This is a genomic window from Streptomyces sp. NPDC031210, assembly GCF_055570395.1.
Window position 1 is genome coordinate 293,274 of the sequence record NZ_JBVIHH010000008.1, and the last position, 16,115, is coordinate 309,388.

General features: G+C 71.8%; 13 protein-coding genes. All 13 read right to left on the reverse strand.

Annotation, left to right across the window (positions count from 1 at the left end; all coding sequences use genetic code 11):
* Window positions 1–4 precede the first annotated feature (4 nt).
* Complete coding sequence (locus ACZ45Z_RS17630) at window positions 5–391, reverse strand: GPW/gp25 family protein (protein ID WP_468362861.1); 387 nt, start codon at window positions 389–391, stop codon at window positions 5–7.
* Entirely contained in the window at window positions 388–732 is a 345-nt protein-coding gene (locus ACZ45Z_RS17635; RefSeq protein WP_468362863.1) for a hypothetical protein, read from the reverse strand. The genes ACZ45Z_RS17630 and ACZ45Z_RS17635 overlap by 4 nt, the downstream gene beginning before the upstream one ends.
* 120 nt (window positions 733–852) lie before the next feature.
* Window positions 853–1,377 carry a phage baseplate assembly protein V gene (locus tag ACZ45Z_RS17640; protein ID WP_468362865.1) on the reverse strand — a complete coding sequence of 175 codons (525 nt, stop codon included), beginning with the start codon at window positions 1,375–1,377 and terminating at the stop codon, window positions 853–855.
* A gap of 22 nt (window positions 1,378–1,399) precedes the next feature.
* On the reverse strand, window positions 1,400–2,539 hold the full coding sequence (locus tag ACZ45Z_RS17645; RefSeq protein ID WP_468362867.1) for a hypothetical protein: 1,140 nt from the start codon (window positions 2,537–2,539) through the stop codon (window positions 1,400–1,402).
* Entirely contained in the window at window positions 2,532–2,912 is a 381-nt protein-coding gene (locus tag ACZ45Z_RS17650; RefSeq protein ID WP_468362869.1) for a hypothetical protein, read from the reverse strand. Before ACZ45Z_RS17650 ends, ACZ45Z_RS17645 begins: the two co-directional genes overlap by 8 nt.
* Before the next feature lie 3 nt (window positions 2,913–2,915).
* Window positions 2,916–3,584: a hypothetical protein gene (locus ACZ45Z_RS17655; RefSeq protein ID WP_468362871.1), complete on the reverse strand. Its 669-nt coding sequence runs from the start codon at window positions 3,582–3,584 to the stop codon at window positions 2,916–2,918.
* On the reverse strand, window positions 3,581–4,291 hold the full coding sequence (locus ACZ45Z_RS17660; protein ID WP_468362873.1) for a hypothetical protein: 711 nt from the start codon (window positions 4,289–4,291) through the stop codon (window positions 3,581–3,583). The genes ACZ45Z_RS17655 and ACZ45Z_RS17660 overlap by 4 nt, the downstream gene beginning before the upstream one ends.
* A 35-nt stretch (window positions 4,292–4,326) precedes the next feature.
* Window positions 4,327–11,094 carry an eCIS core domain-containing protein gene (locus ACZ45Z_RS17665; RefSeq protein ID WP_468362875.1) on the reverse strand — a complete coding sequence of 2,256 codons (6,768 nt, stop codon included), beginning with the start codon at window positions 11,092–11,094 and terminating at the stop codon, window positions 4,327–4,329.
* A complete protein-coding gene (locus ACZ45Z_RS17670; protein ID WP_468362877.1) occupies window positions 11,091–11,387 on the reverse strand; it encodes a hypothetical protein in 297 nt (98 codons plus the stop codon). The genes ACZ45Z_RS17665 and ACZ45Z_RS17670 overlap by 4 nt, the downstream gene beginning before the upstream one ends.
* Complete coding sequence (locus tag ACZ45Z_RS17675; protein ID WP_468362973.1) at window positions 11,378–13,411, reverse strand: ATP-binding protein; 2,034 nt, start codon at window positions 13,409–13,411, stop codon at window positions 11,378–11,380. Before ACZ45Z_RS17675 ends, ACZ45Z_RS17670 begins: the two co-directional genes overlap by 10 nt.
* Window positions 13,412–13,443: 32 nt before the next feature.
* Window positions 13,444–14,457 (reverse strand): Pvc16 family protein, encoded by a 1,014-nt coding sequence (locus ACZ45Z_RS17680; protein WP_468362879.1) that lies wholly within the window; start codon window positions 14,455–14,457, stop codon window positions 13,444–13,446.
* A gap of 4 nt (window positions 14,458–14,461) precedes the next feature.
* On the reverse strand, window positions 14,462–15,226 hold the full coding sequence (locus ACZ45Z_RS17685; protein WP_468362881.1) for a hypothetical protein: 765 nt from the start codon (window positions 15,224–15,226) through the stop codon (window positions 14,462–14,464).
* Window positions 15,219–16,010, reverse strand: a complete 792-nt coding sequence (locus tag ACZ45Z_RS17690) for a T4 family baseplate hub assembly chaperone (protein ID WP_468362883.1) — start codon at window positions 16,008–16,010, stop codon at window positions 15,219–15,221. The genes ACZ45Z_RS17685 and ACZ45Z_RS17690 overlap by 8 nt, the downstream gene beginning before the upstream one ends.
* Between the last annotated feature and the right edge of the window lie 105 nt (window positions 16,011–16,115).

Genomic DNA, 16,115 nt, shown 5'->3' on the forward strand with positions numbered 1-16,115 from the left:
TCGCTCACAGTCCGCCCCGCCCCTCGAACACTTCGTCGCGCCGATTCGCGGTGGAGCGCACCACATAGCGCAGACACACCCGTACGACGTTGTCCTCGCTCACCACGTCCAGGGACTCCACCTCGATGAGGTCACCCAGCCAGCGCTGCAACGACGCCTGCACCGACAACTCCAGTGCCGACGCCAGCTCCGGGCTGTTCGGCGTGAAGACCAGATCGAGCAGCCCGCACCCGAAGTCGGGGCGCATCACCCGCTCGCCCGGGCTGGTGAACAGCAACTGCTCGATCAGATCCCGCACATGATCGTCGTGGTCGGCGTGCGCGGTCCGCCCCCGCCGGTCGACCCGGAACGGGAACGCGATCTCGGTACGCGTCTGCCTGGCAGCCCTCATCGACTGGACACCCCCTGGTGAACGGACGCCACGACCGGCGGGCCCTGCGGCACCAGCCCGGCGCTGAAACACATCGCCGCCGCGCTCTCCAGCAGCACCGGCACACCGTCGACCCGCACGGCGTCCTCGCCGGGGGCCGGCGTCCACCGGACGCCGGCGCACGGCTGTGGTCGCCGGTCCGCGAAGTGCGGACAGCCGCTGACCGTGAAGAGGTCCGCGGCGGTGGCCACGGGCGCGCCGTCGATCCGCACGCCCGCGCCGCCGGCCGCGGTGGACACCACCAGGCCGCCGTGCGGGCAGCGGATCACGACGCCGCCGTGGACGAGATTCCCGGTCAACACGTTTCCCGACTCCCCGTTTCTCGATGCTTCCCGAAGCTTCCTGACGGTTTTCGATGGCCCCCGACGATTCCCGAGGCTCTGCGACGGTTCCCGCTCCGATGGGCGGGCGGCCGGCCGCGCTCAGTGCTTCCCGGGCACGGTCAACCGGCCCTCGTTGATGTCGACCAGGTCCCCGACCAGCGAGATCGAGGCGCCCTGACCGTTGTTGATATGGACACCCGTCGCATCGATCCGCACGTACGCGCCGCCCGGCGCCTGGAGCAGAATCCCCGTGGTCGGCACGTCCGACAGGACGACCTTGTGCTTCCCCGGCGTCTGGATCACGACGGGATGCGACTGCGCCGGCGCGATCCGCGCGTCCTCCGGCAGCTCCTCCCGCCGCCCGTACCAACACCCCGTCCACACCGGGAAACTCGGGTCGCCCTGCTCGAACTCCACCCACACGCCCGCCCCCACGGACGGCACGACCACCTGCCCGGCCCCCTCCCCGGTGAACGGGAAGCACGGCAGCGCCCAGGTCGACGCCTCGTCCCCGAGCACGTCCGGGACCTCCACGACCAGCCGGCCGATGCCCAGCGGGTCATCGTTCGCGGCCACCCGGCCCCGGAACTTGCCGAGGAAGCGGTTGTTCGGTGCACCAGCCATCTGCGGTCTCTCCTTTTGGGGGCTACGGGCGGACGGTCTTCGAGCGCGCGATCAGCCCTTCCCGCGAGAGCGTGAAATTCTGCTGATACGAACCCGGCCGGAGAGTGGTCGTCACGCTCTTCACGTAGTAATCGCCGTCATACGTCACGCCGGCACCCCGCACCCCGACCAACTCCCGCGGCCGCAGCACATATCCGTGCCGGTTCACATCCAATTGCCCCGACCCGGAAATCGCGTCCGCGGACGTCGCCGCCCGTCCCAGCGCCTCCGCCTTCGCCAGCGCCTCGTCCTTCTTCGCCGTACCGGAAAGCGTCCTGCGCTTCAGCGCCGGCGAACCGCGCAGACCGAGCGGCGGCCGCAACGGGCTGATGTCGGGCTGCGCCAGCAGAGGCGCCTGCCGCGTCACCGGGTCCTGCACCCGCGCCTGCGGCTCCTCCCGCGCGGTCCCGTCATAGGCGAACGTCAACTGGTCCACCGTGGAATTCACGTCCATGTTCACGTTCAGCGCGTGCTGGCGCTGCCCCAGCCGCTGCTCCGGGCCCCAGAACGCGGTCGAGCGGCCCGCCACCGGACCCGGATCGAGATAAAAGGTGTAACCGTTCGCCCGCGCCAGGTCGTTCACGTACTGGAGATCGGTCCCGCATTGGTAGTCGACCCGCATCTGCTCCCGTGGCGGCTGCGGAATCTGCTCCCGGATGATGCGCGCCTCGATCCCGTAATCCGCGTACTTCGCCAGAATCCGCTCGACGCGCTGGGAGGGCGCGAGATTCGGATACCGGTCCGTCCGCTCCTCCAGGTCCATCAACAGCGTCAGGTCCTCACCCGTCACCGTCAGCGTCGTCTGCCCCGGCTGATTACTGGCCCCGACCTCCTGCCGGACGATCAGCCCGTCCAGCAGCACCATCGGGATTCCCCGGATGGCCACGGTCACGATCACCCGCGTCTTCGGATCGAAGAATCCCTCCGGCAGCAGCCGCCGCGTGATCAGCCCCTTCTTGGTCAGATCGAAGGCGATCTGAAATCCCGAACGCTCACCCGCCGTACTCGTGATCTGCGCCGACAGCAACGCCTCGGTCACTTCGGACGGCACCGGCCTGACCGACTTCGGCCCCATGGAGACCGACACATGAATCGGCCCCCGCCCCACCGGCTCATCAGCCATTGCGCACCCCCGGACCACCCATGCCCCCGGGAAAACCGCCCGGCAGGGGTACGGCTATCCGCTCGCCCGGCTCATCGGTCAACTCCGCCGGATCCAGTACCGGATTCGCGTCGGCGATCTGCCACCACTGCCCCGGATCCCCGAAATACCGCTGCCCCAGTTGGTCGGGCCGCTCCCCGCCGCTGACGGTATGCGGCACGGTCTCCTCGGCCGCGTCCTCCAGCGCCGGTAACAACCTGCGTTTGGCGTACCGCACTTCGGTGCCGTCCGCCGCCCGGTGCACACCGATCCCGACCTGGTGGTACCGGCTGCCGCGCGGATACGGATGCGCCCCCGGCACCTCGTCCAACGCCCGCTCATACGGCTCGATCATTCCTCAGATCCCCCTCCCGAGCCCCAGCCCCGCAAAGCTCCCGCCCCGGGCCGCCCGGGCCAACTGCTCCTTCTGCGCCAGGTGCGCGAGATACAACTCCGCCCCACGGTGCCCGGCCGGCAAATCGCTGACGGTGAGCACCTTCAGCCCGATGCTCAGCGAGGCCCGAATCGGATTGAGCCGCACATCGAACGCCGACTCGTTGACCGACAGTTCGGTGAGCCGCACGGGCATCACCCGCTTGCTGCCCCAGGTGAACAGTGTCAGCGGCATCTCGATCGGGCTGATCTCGATGGTCCCCTTCTTGGACAGCCGACTCGCCTCCCGCAACTGCGCCGTGGTCGGCTGCACCAGCATTTCCAGGGTCGCCAGTTGCGGATGGATCCCGTCCGGCGCCGCCACCTCGAACTGGTCCGTCGCATCGATCTCGGCGGTGAACTTCCACGTCTCCTGAGCCGGCCCCTTCAACCGAAGCGCCTCATTACGATCACCGCCCCCGCTCCCACCCCCACCCGAATCCCCACTCCCACCCGCCGCCTGCGGCGCGACACTGCGCTCCAGCGTGTCCGGATTGAACTGAAGAACAATGATCCGCTGCGGCGTCCCCCGCTCCGGATCAACCAGAACGATCCCGGACCGAAGAGGCTTGGGAATATCGGCATAACGGGTCACAGGCGGGCCTCCAGTCGTTCGCGCAGCGCGGTGTAGTCGTGCGCGGGGAATGCTGTGGGGAACACTTCGAGCATGGCCTGGAGGTTCTCGGTGACGTGCTTGCCGAGGCCGCGCAAGGAGACATCGGAGAAGAGGTACTGCCACCCGAAGGTGCCCTTGGTGACGGCGAGGACCTTCATGTATTCCGGGTAGTCGAGCTGCAGGCGGACGACGTCCGTGGAATGGCCCGGACAGCGGCTGAGATCCTTGTCGTAGTACCAGAGTTCCAGCGGGTTGACATGGGGTTGGATTCGGACGGCGGTGAGCAGTCCCGCGCCGGAGCGGGGCGTGTCGTCAATGGTGCGGAACTCCGCGACCAGCTCCTTCTCCGCGTCGGGGGCCTTCTCCCAGGCGAGGTCGGGAGCGGGCCGCAGGAGCGCGTCGTAGAGGTTGCGCACGCGAAACTCTCCGTGGATCACCGGCGTCTTCTTGCGTTTCGCCGATCGCCAGCGGCACGCGAGTTCGGTGATCCACGGCGTTGCCCGGTCGAGAGCGGGTTCGAGGATGACGTCCTGCCACTCCGGTTGCGTAGCGAACTCCTGGGGCTTGCCGGCCGACGGGTCCGTGAAGGCGCCGATGCTCTCGAAGTCGATTTCGAGGACGCCGCAGTCCAGTAGTTCGTCAAAAGATTCGTAGAGTTTCGACTCGATCGCCGAGTACTCGCGCATTTCTCAGGTCCCTTGCTGGTTGCGGGTGGGGCGGGTCACGGCTTCTTGTCGAAGGTGAACTGCCCTTCCGCCGCTGCTCGGATGAGCTTGCGAATGTGCCTGTCCCAGCCCTTCTTCCGGCGCCGCTTGAGCCTCCTGAGCGTCTTCAGGTCCTCCAGCAGGACGGACATGTTCGGGATGTTCCGGCTGTGGACGCCGGCGACGTCCTCGATGTCCTCGGCTATCCCCTTCGGGATGTTCAGCATGTTCTGCATGCGCACGGCCGAGTCGTAGTTCGCGTACACCTTGTCGCCCGGGCCGGGCGGGATTTCGAGGTCCGACCTCTCGTTGTAGTCCCGTGGCCGCTTCTCCTTCACCCATGTGTTGTTCGCGTAGTCGGGGTAGTAGGCGCCCCACTCCGTCCGGAGGAAGGACGGGAATCCGGCAGGGCTCCCGGAGTGGTAGTTCACCTTGACGTCGTACCAGGCGATCTTGTTCTTGCCGGAGCGAATCCACTGCTCGGCCGGTATTTCGACCTCGTTCTTGAAGTTCTGGTTCACTCTGTTCCGGGCCGGCACCAGATTTCGCCCGTCGGCCGTTCCGCCCAGGAGCTGGGTCAGCAGATGCTGGCGGACCCAGTAGTTGCTGGAGTCGGCGTTGAGATCGTATGTGTTGATGTACCGGAAGCCGATGGGTTCGTCCTTGCGGGCCTTGTCCGCCTTCTCGCCGCGCCTGTCCGCCCAGGGCTCGTTTATGGCCTCCGCGGTGAAGTCGGTGGCCAGCACGTTGTTCTTCTTCGACGGGGCTTTCGGCGTGGGCAGCGGAGGGTCCGGCTTGCTGTGGTCGATGTGCGTTTCGTACGTACTGAAGCCCGGGATCACGGGAACGGAAGGATTGAGCCGCGCGATGACGGTGAACTTCTCCCCGCCCTGCTTGTAGAGAGCGGTCAACCGGAAGTGCCTCCGGAGGCTGCCCAGGAGCGCCTTGTGGGAGCCGAACTCGATTCCCCGGTCGAGACGTGGCTCAAGCATCTTCCGGATTCTCGCCGCGATCAGCGCCAGGCGCCTCTCCTTGGCGCTGCTGGAGTCCTCCTCCTCGCTCCTGGTCCTCTTCTTGTCGTTCTTGTCGTTCTTGCCGGGCCTGGGGCGAGGCTTCCCGTCGCGGTCCTTGTCCGGTTTGGTGTGCGGCTTTCCCTTGCCTTCGTTGCCCTTGTCGGGCTTCGTGCGGGGTTTGTCGCCGTCGTTCTTGTCGGGCTTGGCATGCGGCTTGCCGTCGCCGTCCTTGTCGCCGCCCTTGCCGGGCTTGGTTGTCGTGCCCGGCCCCTCCTTCTTGGGCTTGGTCGTGGAGGCGGGGTTGTCCTTGCCCGGCTTGGTGGTGGCGGGGCCGTCCTCGTCCGGGTGCTTCGTCGTTCCCGGTCCGTCCTTGTCGGGCTTGGCGGTCGTGGGGCCGTTCTTGCCGGGTTTCGTGAGGTCCGGCCCGGCCTTGTCCGGCTTCGCCGCCGGCTTGGGGGAGGGCGCGGGCGTCGGGCGGGTGTCCGGCTTGTTGGTGGGCTTGGTGGGCCTGGTGGGGGTCGAGGTGGGGGGCTTTTCGTGGGTTGTGGGTTTCTTGGGTGTGGTGTGGGGCGTGGTGGGCTTGCTTGAGGGGTGGGGTGTGGGCTTGGCCGGGTTGGGCCTGGTGGTGGGGTGGGGGGCCGGCTTTGGCTTGGTGGTGGTGGGGTGGGTTGGTGAGGTGGGGGCGGTGGGCTTGTTGGTGCGGGTGGGGGGCTTGGAGTTGGGGGTGGGGGTGTGAGGGGAGGGCCTGGGGGCGGGGCCGGGGGGCGAATTGTGGTGTGAGGGGGAGTCGGCGGGGGACTTGTCGTTGGTCTTGGTCTTGGGGTTGCCGAGTCGGGCGGCTACGCCCTTGAGGCGTTTGCCGACCTTGGCCACGTATTTGCCGATGCCGCTGAGCAGGAACTCGTAGGCGAGTTCCAGGAGCGCGACCACGCCCGCCGCGACCGCCTTGGCGAAAAGGAGGCCGGCGCCGCCGTTCCGTACGGCCTTGAGCCAGTCCAGGACCAGGCCCATCGCCCGCATGATTTCGCTCAGCGCGCCCAGGGCCGTACGGATGGCGTCGATGACGGCCATGGCCCACCCGGCGCCCGGAATCAGCTTGGCGATGACCTTCGTGACGACCATTTCGCCGATGATGACCGGGAGTTGGGGGACGACCGCCTCCCACGCCTCCTTGACGATCTCCTCCAACTTGATGCCGCCGTTGAGCAGTCGGTCCAAGATGGCCTTCGGGACGCCGATGATCTCCTGGATCTTGTCCTGGAACCACTGCTTGACGGCCGCCTTCACCTCCCGGAAGAGGTGGTTCTTCGCGCCGTCCACCGCGGAGTTCTTGGCGCCGCTCAGCCAGCCGCCCGGGTCGGAGAGGAAGTCGACGGCGATGAGCATCCAGTCGCCGAGCGCGCTCAGCAGCTTGGCGGCGAAGTCCAGGACCGCCTTCACCGCGTCCACGACGGCTTTCACGACGTCCTGGAGCATCTTCTTCAGGACGTTGAGGATATTGCTGAGCAGTTGGCCGATGGCGTTCAGCAGGTCGGTGACGATCTGCTTCAGCAGGGTGGCGAGCTTGTTGACGAGCGCGATGGCGGCCGCGATCAGGTCCGTGATCAGCTTCCGGATGCGCTGGGCGAGTTCGATGACCGCCCGCACCATGGCCTTGGCGAATTCGATCAGATCGTTGATGAAGTTCTTGATCGTGTCGACGATGAACGTGCGGGCCTCGTTGATCCAGCGCTCGACCGTCTCCTTGAAGTTCTTGATGAAGCCGACGACCGCGTCCCGCGCCTCCTTGATGACGCGGACGATCGCGTTCTTGATGTCGATGACCTTCTGCTTGATCCAGTCGAACGCCTTGGAGACCCAGTTGCCCGAGTCCTTGACGCTGTCGTCGCGCTGCTTCTTGGCGTCCTCCTCGGCCTTGGCGCTCTGGTCCTGGATCTTCTTGTCGCCGCTCTCCTTCTCCTTCGTGACGTCGTCGTCGGTCTTCTTTTCCTTGTCCTTGACGTCCGTGCGGACCTTTTCGTGCCGCTCGGTCTTCTTCGTACCGAGCTTCTTGAGCTCCCCGTCCTGCTCCGCGCGCCAGTCGGAGCGCTGGGCGGTGACCTCGTTCATGGCCTTCTCGCGCTCGCCCGCCTGACTTTCGGTGTTCGTCGCGATCTCCGCGTCGACCTGCTGCTTGTGCTTTCGCTGGGAGTCGCGGAAATCCCTGTCCTTGGTCTGCCGGCCCTCGGACATGCCCTTGTGGCCCTCGCCGAACGCGGCCCGGAACTGCGGTCCGCGGTCGTGCTCGGCCACTTCGGAGGCCGCCTCGGGAGGCACGGCTCCCGTATGCGCGTCACCCCCGGGCGCGCCGCCCTTCCCGCCCTGCGGGCCCGGCACCTTCGCCGTCAACCGCTCCTTCGGAGCATCGGGGTAGACCTGGTCCTCACCCATCGGGCGGGCGGCGTCGTCACGGCCCGCCGCCACGGTCTCCTGGCCCTTGGCGTCGACAGCGGAGCCCTGTTCGCCGGCCGTCTGCTCGGCGGCCCCCTGCATCTGGACGCCGGGCGCGTTCCCCGCCTGGGCCTTCTTGAGCGCTTCGTCCTTCGTCGGCAGCCCGGCGAACTTGGCGGCCAGCTCCTGCGCGTCCACCTTGAAGCCGACCCAGCTCAGGACCTTCCCGATGCCGAAGCCCAGCGCCATCTTGAACGTGTCCCAGCCGCCGGGCTCCTCCGCCTTCTCCGCCTCGATCGGGCCCTCGGGCTCCTTCGCGTCCTTGACCTCGGCTTTCTCCTGCTCGGGGGGCGCGGACTTCTGCGCCGGGTCCTGCGCGTAGCGGCCGGGCGCGTCGGCCTTCGGCTTGCCCTGGAGGGTCTGCGGCGCGCCCGCCGGGCGCTGCATGGCGGGCGGCGCCGCGGCCAGCTCCTTGTGCTCGTCGCCGACGGTGCGCTCCACCGCGCCGCTCACACCCGACATGGCCTGAAGTGCCTTGTGGGGCTTGAGCTTCGAGGCGGTCGACAGGCCCGCTTCCGGGGACACCTTCGAGAGGTTCGGAGCCGGTCCGGAATCCTTCTTCCCCTTGCCCGGGGCGGACGCCCTGCCACCGCCACCGCCACCGCCTCCGCCGCCACGCGGCCCCTTGGCGGCGGGAGCCGGCCTGGACGCCGCCGCCCGGGGCGCCGGTGCCGCCTTGGGCGCGGGTGCGGCCTTCGGGGCGGGTGCGGCGGCCGGGGCGGCGGCCGGTGCCTCGGGGCCCTTCGCGGGTTCGGGAACGGCGGGCGCGGACTCCTTCGCCGCCGGCGCCTCCGTACGGGAAACCGGCTCGCCGCCCTCCGCACCGCCGCCCGACGGCTCGCTCCGGGCACCGCCGGCCGCGTCGCCGCTCGTGCCGCTCGCGCCGCCCGGCGTATCGGCGTTCGACCCGCCCGAGACGTGACTGTCGCGTGCGGGCGAGGCCGCCTGTGTGTCCGCCGCCGGCCCGCTCCCGCCCGCCGGAGCCGCGTCCGTCTTCTTCTGCTCCTCCCGGGCCGCGGGTGCGGGCGGCGCCGACTGCCCGCCCACCGCCTGCGAAGAGCCCTTCTCCGGCGCGCCCCCCGAGGTGCCGCCCCCGGCGGGAGTGCCCCTCTCCTCCTTGGCGGCCGCCTCCTTGGCGTCGCCACCACCGGACCTGCCCGGCGCCTCCTGCACCGCCGTCTGCGCGGCGACCGGCCCGGCCTTCGGATCGGCGCCCTGCTCGGGGTCCTTGGACGTCGTGCCCGGAACGGGTGGCACCGCCGCCCGCGCCAGCGAGAGACCGCCGGCGCGCCCACCCCCCGGCGCGTGTCGCTCAGCCGACGACTCCGCATCGTCCGACGCGCCGCCCCCGTCCTCCCCGGACGCGGACGCGGACGCGGCCCCGGCCCCGGCCCCGTCCTCGGACTCCGGCCCCGATTCCGACTCCGCTTCCCCTTCCGCGTCCGCCGCCGCGTCCTCGGCGTCCTCCGCGTCCCGCTCCGCCTGGACCTTCTCGGCCCTGGTCACCGGGGGTGCGGGGAACGAGGGAGCCGCGCCGGACGACGACGGGTCCAGCGCGTCCGCGGTCGGTACGCCCGACACGTCGGGGTCCTGCTCGGGAAGGAAGTCCTCCGGCCGGAGCTTGATGTCCCAGGCGCTCTTCTCCTCGCCCCCGGCCTCCACCTCCGACGCGCCGCCGGCACCGAACGGCTCCTCGTCGGCCTTCTCCTCGGGACCGTCGAGATCCTGGTCGCGTACGCCGTCGAGCGTGCTGACGGGGCCCGGCACCTGGGTGTCCTTGCCGGACACGGTCGGCGAGCCCGTGGGCTTTTCCGCCCCGTGCTTGTCCTCCTGCTTCACCTGCCGCCCCGCCACGAGCGGATCGACGGCGCCCGGCCGGTTCTTGGCCGCGGACTCCTGCTCGCTCGCGGCCGGGACGCCCCGCTCGTCCTTGCCTTCCTTGCCCGCCGCGGCGCCCGCGCCCTTCTTCTCCCCGCCCTGCTTTCCGCCCTCGGACCGCCCACCCTCCGACGTCCCACCCCCCGCCGCACGGCCGTCCGACTGCCCGCTCTCCGCCTTCCCGCCCCCGGCCGCGCTCCGCCCCGCCGACGGCCCTTCCCCGTCCCCCGCCGACGGCCCTTCCCCGTCCCGCGCCGACGGCTCATCCGCGTCCCGTGAGGACGGCTCATCCGCGGACGAGGACGACTGCCGCCCCCCGGCCGAGGCGCCCCCGCTCCCCACGCCCTCATCCGGCCGCTCCCCGCCCTGCGGAGTGCTCTGCCTCCCGCGCACGCCCCCGTTCTCCGGCGTACTGCCGGCCGCCCCACCCGCCTCCGCCCGGTCCTTCTCCGGCCCCGGCGCCACCGCCGGCCGCTGCTCCCGCTCCCGTCGCTCCTCGGCGCTCCGCCGCTCGGACTCGCTCTCGATCCGCAGTTCCTCGGCCGGGTCCCGCTCGACGGCCGGCACGTCGAGGGAGTTCCGCTCCAAGGCGCCGTCGGCCTCGACCTCGTCGACGAGGTCGAGCACCCGCTCGTGCTCGGAGCCGAGGAGCCTGCTCTCCAGGCGTTCCAGGACCGTGTCCCGCAACTCCTCCGGCAGCCGGGCCAGTTGCGTCCGGGTGCGCCGGGAGCGGTCCTCCGGGTCGCCGCGCAGCGAACGCACGACCGAGTTCGCCAGCCGCTCCACGAGCGTCGCCGGATCCATCAGCTCCATACGCCTGCGGTCGGCGTCCACCGTCGCGTAGCGCAGCCAGCCCGGCGTCGCCCGGCCCTCCCCGACCTCGGCCGCCGGCTCCTCCTCCCGTACGGAATCGCGCAACGCGCCCAGGACGGACGCCCGCGCCGCCGACTCCGCCTCGCGCTCGACGGCCTCCAGGGGGAGACTCACCGCGCCCAGGTCGCGGCCGGCGCGCAGGGCGCCCAGGCCGTGCGGATTCTGGACGGTGTGCAGCAGCTCGTGGGCCAGCAGACGCTGCCCGTCCGCGGTGCCCGGCAGGTAGGCGCCCGCGCGGAAGAAGATGTCCTGGCCGACGGCGACCGCGTCCGCGCCGAGCAGGTCGGTCAGCCGCCCGGCGTCCCGGTCGGTGTGCAGCCGGACCTGGCTGAAGTCGTGGCCGAGCCGCTCCTCCAGCTCCCGCCGCACGCTGACATCCAAAGGCTGTCCGGCGCCGCTGACGATGTTCTTCGGCTCGGGCACGTGCGAAACGGCGCGGCCCTTGCGCTTACGGCGCTTCTCGTCACGCGCCGACCGGGCCGACCGCGCCGCCCCCGCCTCCTGGGCCGTGTCCCGCGACGACGTACTCATCGGGCCTCACCCCGCCCCGACAGCCCGGCGTGCACCGCGCGCGCCAGCGCCTCGCCGATCCGTACGGGAGACGTGGTGGCGGGCAGGGGCGGCAGACCGGACAGGGTGTCGAGCACCGTGCCGGTGCCGTCCGCCGCCACCGGCACGCCGCGTTCGCGTACGAGACGGGTCAGCTCGGCCTGGAAGGCGGCCGATACGCGGTCCGGGTCGACGCGGGAGTCGAAACCGTCGAGGACGAGTTCGCCGATGTCGACGCGGACCGCCGCCGCGCGCGGTGCCTCGTTCACACCCATCCGTGGACCTCCGAGGGCGTCAAGGAGCGTTCCAGCTTCAGGTATTCGGTACGTGCCGCCGCCAGCATGTGGCGCATCTGGAGGCGCTCGCCCTCCTCGGCGGCCAGGAACGCGCCGGACAGGGCGATGTTGCGGATGGAGCCGCCCGCGACGGTGAGCCGGGCCAGCCGCCCGTGGTCGATGCCCTTGGTGGGCGCCTGCGCGGGCAGCACCCGGCGCCAGATCTCGGCGCGTTCCCTCTCGCCGGGGAAGGGGAAGTCCACGACGAAGCGGATCCGGCGCATGAACGCCTGGTCCAGGGCCTTCTTCATGTTGGTGGTCAGGATCGCCAGGCCCCGGTACGCCTCCATCCGCATCAGCAGATAGCTGACCTCCAGGTTGGCGTAGCGGTCGTGGCTGTCCTTGACCTCGCTGCGCTTGCCGAAGAGCGCGTCCGCCTCGTCGAAGAGCAGCAGCGCACCGCCGCGTTCGGCCGCGTCGAAGACCCGGCCGAGGTTCTTCTCCGTCTCCCCGATGTATTTGCTGACGACCTGGGAGAGGTCGATGATGAAGAGGTCCAGACCCAGCTCCTTGGCCATGACCTCGGCGGCGAGGGTCTTGCCGGTGCCCGAGCCGCCCGCGAAGAGGGCGGTGACGCCGAGGCCGTAGCGGAGCACTTTGGCGAAGCCCCACTCCTGGTAGACGGTGCCGCGCCGGCGTACGTGCGCCACGACCTCCCGCAGGACCTTCAACTGCCGCTCCGCCAGGACCAGGTCGCCCCATCCGGCGCGCGGTTCGATGCGGCGGCCCAGCTCGTCCAGGCCCATCCGGGCCTCGGTCAGACCCGCCTGCCAGGCCAGAGCGGTCGCCGTCGGACCGCCCTCGGACGCGTCGGGCAGGTCGCGGCGGACCCGGTCGGCGGCGGTCCGTACGACGTGCGGCGGCAACTGGAACTGCGCCACCAGGGCGCGCAGTTGGGCCTGTCCGACCTGCGGCAGGCCGACGAAGGCGGCCGACCACATCTCCAACTGCTCGGCGTCGTCCAGTTTCGGCACGCTCACCCGTCGGCCGCCCGGCCGCCCGCTGGGGCGTGGTTCGGCTCCCGCGACGACCAGCGGCACGGCGGCGTCCGCGACGAACGCGTCGGTGGCCGCGGCCTGCTCCCGGTCGAGGTCGGCGACCTCCACGAGCAGGGCCGCGGGCAGCAGGATCGCCTCGCGCTGCCACAGCCGGGCGAGGCGGTCGCGTTCGACGGAGTCGGTGGGCACGTCCCGCGCGTCCATGGCGTACAGCCCGAGGCCGGACCGGCGGGCGGCCAGGGCGGCGATGTCGGCACGGCTGCGCGGATCCCCGCCGATCAGCTCCACGCGCGGCGGCGCGTCCGGCCCGGCCTCGGCCCAGCCCGTCGCGACCTGGGCCGCGGCCCGCTCGTACGAGGGCGGCAGGTCCGCCGGCGGCGGTGTGCGGTGCAGCATGCCGTGCAGCCGGGTGTCCAGGTAGGGCGAGCCGACGAGGAAGTGCAGGACGCGCTCGTCCAGTCGCAGCCGGGACGTCGTCAGACGCGTCTCGTCGTTCACCTCCACCAGCCGCCAGCGGCGCAGCGGAGCCACCGGCGTCAGCGCGCTCCAATGCGGTGCGCCGAGGGCGGCCAGGGCGAGCGAGAACGTCGGATAGGGGCGCTCGGGGTCGCCGCAGGCGGCGGCGCAGCGGGCCGCTGTGGTGGGGTCCAGCTCCGTCGCGGCGGTGAGCAGCACGATGTCCCGCTCGAAGTCGCTGAGACCGAAGCAGGAGATCAGGGCTTCGAGCGTGGGCGGGGCGGGGGGTCGGGGGTCGGCTGCGGGGGTGTCGGACGACGCGGTGGCCGACATGGTGGCGCGGGCGGCGTGGGTGTCCAGGCGCGCCAGGACGGCGGCCACGGCGGCGGCCAGCGCGGCCTGGCCGTCCGAGGCGTCGGCCGCGCCGGTGTTGGTGCCGGTGCCTGCACTGGCACTCGTCCCGGTCCCGGTCCTGGCGCCGGGGCCGGTGTCGGTGCCCGCGCTGCCCATGTCGTCCCCTCCCGCCCTACCGGTCACGCGCCTCAGCCGTCCTTGCCGGAGCGGGAGCGGGAGCGGGAGCGGGAGCGGGAGCCGGTCCCGGGGCGGGTGCCGGTTCCGGTGCCGGTGTCGGTGTCGGTCCCCGGGTCGGTGTCGGACGTCGACGCCGTCGATGGGGTGGCAGGAGCCGTGGTGGGAGGCGCGGAGGGAGGCGACGAGGGAGGCGTCGATGCGGTGCCGGAAGCGGGTTTCGTGGCCGACTTCTTGGCGGCCCGCGCGCCCCCGCCACCCGCCGCGGCCTTCCGGCCCGTACGCGTGGCCGCCCCACCGGACCGCCCGGCCCGCGCCCCGCGCGCGGGCTTGGCGCCGCCCTCAGCCGCACCAGCGACACCGGCCGCCCCCGAAGTCCCTTCAGCCCCCGAAGCCCCCTCGGCCCCCGAAGCCCCCTCCGCCCCCATCGGATACACCCGCACCCGCGGCTCCCTCACCGGCGTGGCCGGAACCGGTCGCTCGCGGCCGTCGATGAGGACCAGCGCGGCCTGATAGCAGACCGACAGGGCGTACGGCGTCTGGTAGAGCATTCCCCAGAGCTTCGACGTCTCGTCGACGTCCATCTGCGTCGGGCTGAAGCGGACCTTCTGGATCGACTCGGCCAGATCGCTGCCCGCGAGATACGGGCGCCGCGCCGCCTCCTCGATCAACTCCCGGGGCAGCACCGGGATCTCGTGCAGGGTGCGGATGACCGTGCCCAGCAGCCGCTGCCCGACCAGTTCGGTTTCCTCGCCGAACGCGCTGATCAGGTAGTGCAGATCCAGCGGGGCGGCGGGGCGCTTGAGCAGGGTGCCGTCCGAGGCGCGGGTGGGCAGGTCGCTGTTGCGCAGGGAGGTGTTGGGCGTGACCTGGTAGAGGAAGACGGTGAGGGTCGGCTCGGTCGGGGGCTCGGCCGGTGGTCTGCGGGTTTCCACCGAGACGGCCAGGTCGATCTCGGGCCGCAGATTGTTCTCTATCAGCAGGGCGAGGGCCTGGGTGACGGTCGCGACGGCGAGTGCGTTGCTCATGGCGTCAGTTCCTCTTCTCGTCGCGGGAGAGGTAGTCCTCCAGGCTCAGCGCGGGGGCGGGCCGCCCCGGCCGGTCGGGCCGGGCCGTCGCCGCGGGGTCCCGGCCGCCCGTCGCGGTGACCTCCAGCTTGCCGATCCGCACGTGCACCACACGCTCGGCCGGGCGCCCGCCCCGCCGGGCCGCCGCCTGCCGGGCCGCACCGCGCGCCGCCGTCTCGCCGGGGCGCGGCCGCGGCGGCGTGACCGGGGCGGGAACCACGGCGGCGCGGCCCGGGGCGGCGGGCCCGGGCGGGCGCGACCGCCCGGTGTCGCCGTCCGCGTCGGGATCCGCCGGGGACCGCCGTCGCGGGCGCACCGCCCCGGGGTCAGCCGGGCGGGCGGTCTTCGGGGGCGGCGCGGCGGGGCGGGGCGGTGACGCGGCCGGGTGCGCCCGGCCGCCGTCCCGGTCGTCCGACGCGTCCCGCGCGGCGGCCTCCGCGCGTAACACGGTCTCCCGCTCGGTCGTCCGCACCTCGCGCTCGACGCGCGTGAACATCCTGTCCAGGGCCGGGAGTTGGGGTGCGGGTGGGGTGAGCAGGGCGGGCGCGTCCGGCTCGTCGTCGCGGTCGCCGCCGCGCAGGGCCTCGACGCGTTCGAACGGGCCCGGCAGCCGCGGCCGTACGAGCGCGGGGCGCCCCGGGCCGCCGTCCGGGTTCCGTGGCGGCCCGCCGGTCGGCGCGGCGGCGTGCCGGGCCAGCAGCCGGTCGAAGTAGTCGGGCAGGTCAGGCATCCGCGCACAACTCCAGGTAGTAACGGCGCCGTTGCGGGCTGAGCGCGAGGATCTCCGGTTCGCTCCAGCCGTAGGCGGTGGCGAGGAGGTGGACGTCCAGGAGCACGTCACGGGCCCAGGCGTCCAGCTCGGTCCACAGGTAGGCGGCGATGTCCAGTTCGGCCGGGGTGGCCTCGCCGCATTCCGGGCAGGCGATGTTCAGGGCGATCTCCGCCGCCGGGTCGGCGCGTTCGGCCTCCTCGGCCAGCCGCCGCCGCAGTTGCTCCGGCAGCAGGGCGGGCAGCCGGTCCGGGGATATCCGCTCACCGTCCCGTACGGCGGAGAGCGTGCAGCGGGCGAGCAGCAGACCCTGCGGATCAGCCGGGCCGGATGGGGCGGAGGAGGCAGACGAGGCGTACGACGCGGCGACGGCCGTCAGGTCGGCGACCGACGGCAGCCGGAACTCGACCACCCAGCCGCCCTCCGCCACCCGCAGCGCTCCCACCGGCTCCGGTTCCCCGCTGAGCGAGGCCGCCGCCGGCGCGAACCGGGCCGCGTCGAGGTCGAACTCCATCGCCTCGCCGCACGCCCCGCACTCGATCCGTACCTGCATCCGCTCGCCGAACAGCGCGCGCCGCAGCGCGAACAGATCCGCCGCGCGCCGGCCGGGAGGCATCGCCAGGAGCGTGTCCGGGCCGGTCCGCGGGCGGGCCGCCCGGTGCAGGAGCAGGGCGCGGCCGGGAGCGTCCCGGTCCAGCCCCGCTTCCCAGGTGGCCAGCAGTTCCGCGGGCCCCGTCAGCGCCATCCCTCACCCCGTGCCATCCCTCACCCCGTGCCCCTCCACGCCCGGCGCCTCGCGCGCCAGGCTCTCGCCCGCCCCCGCCCCGCGGGGCCGCGGCCGTCGTCCACC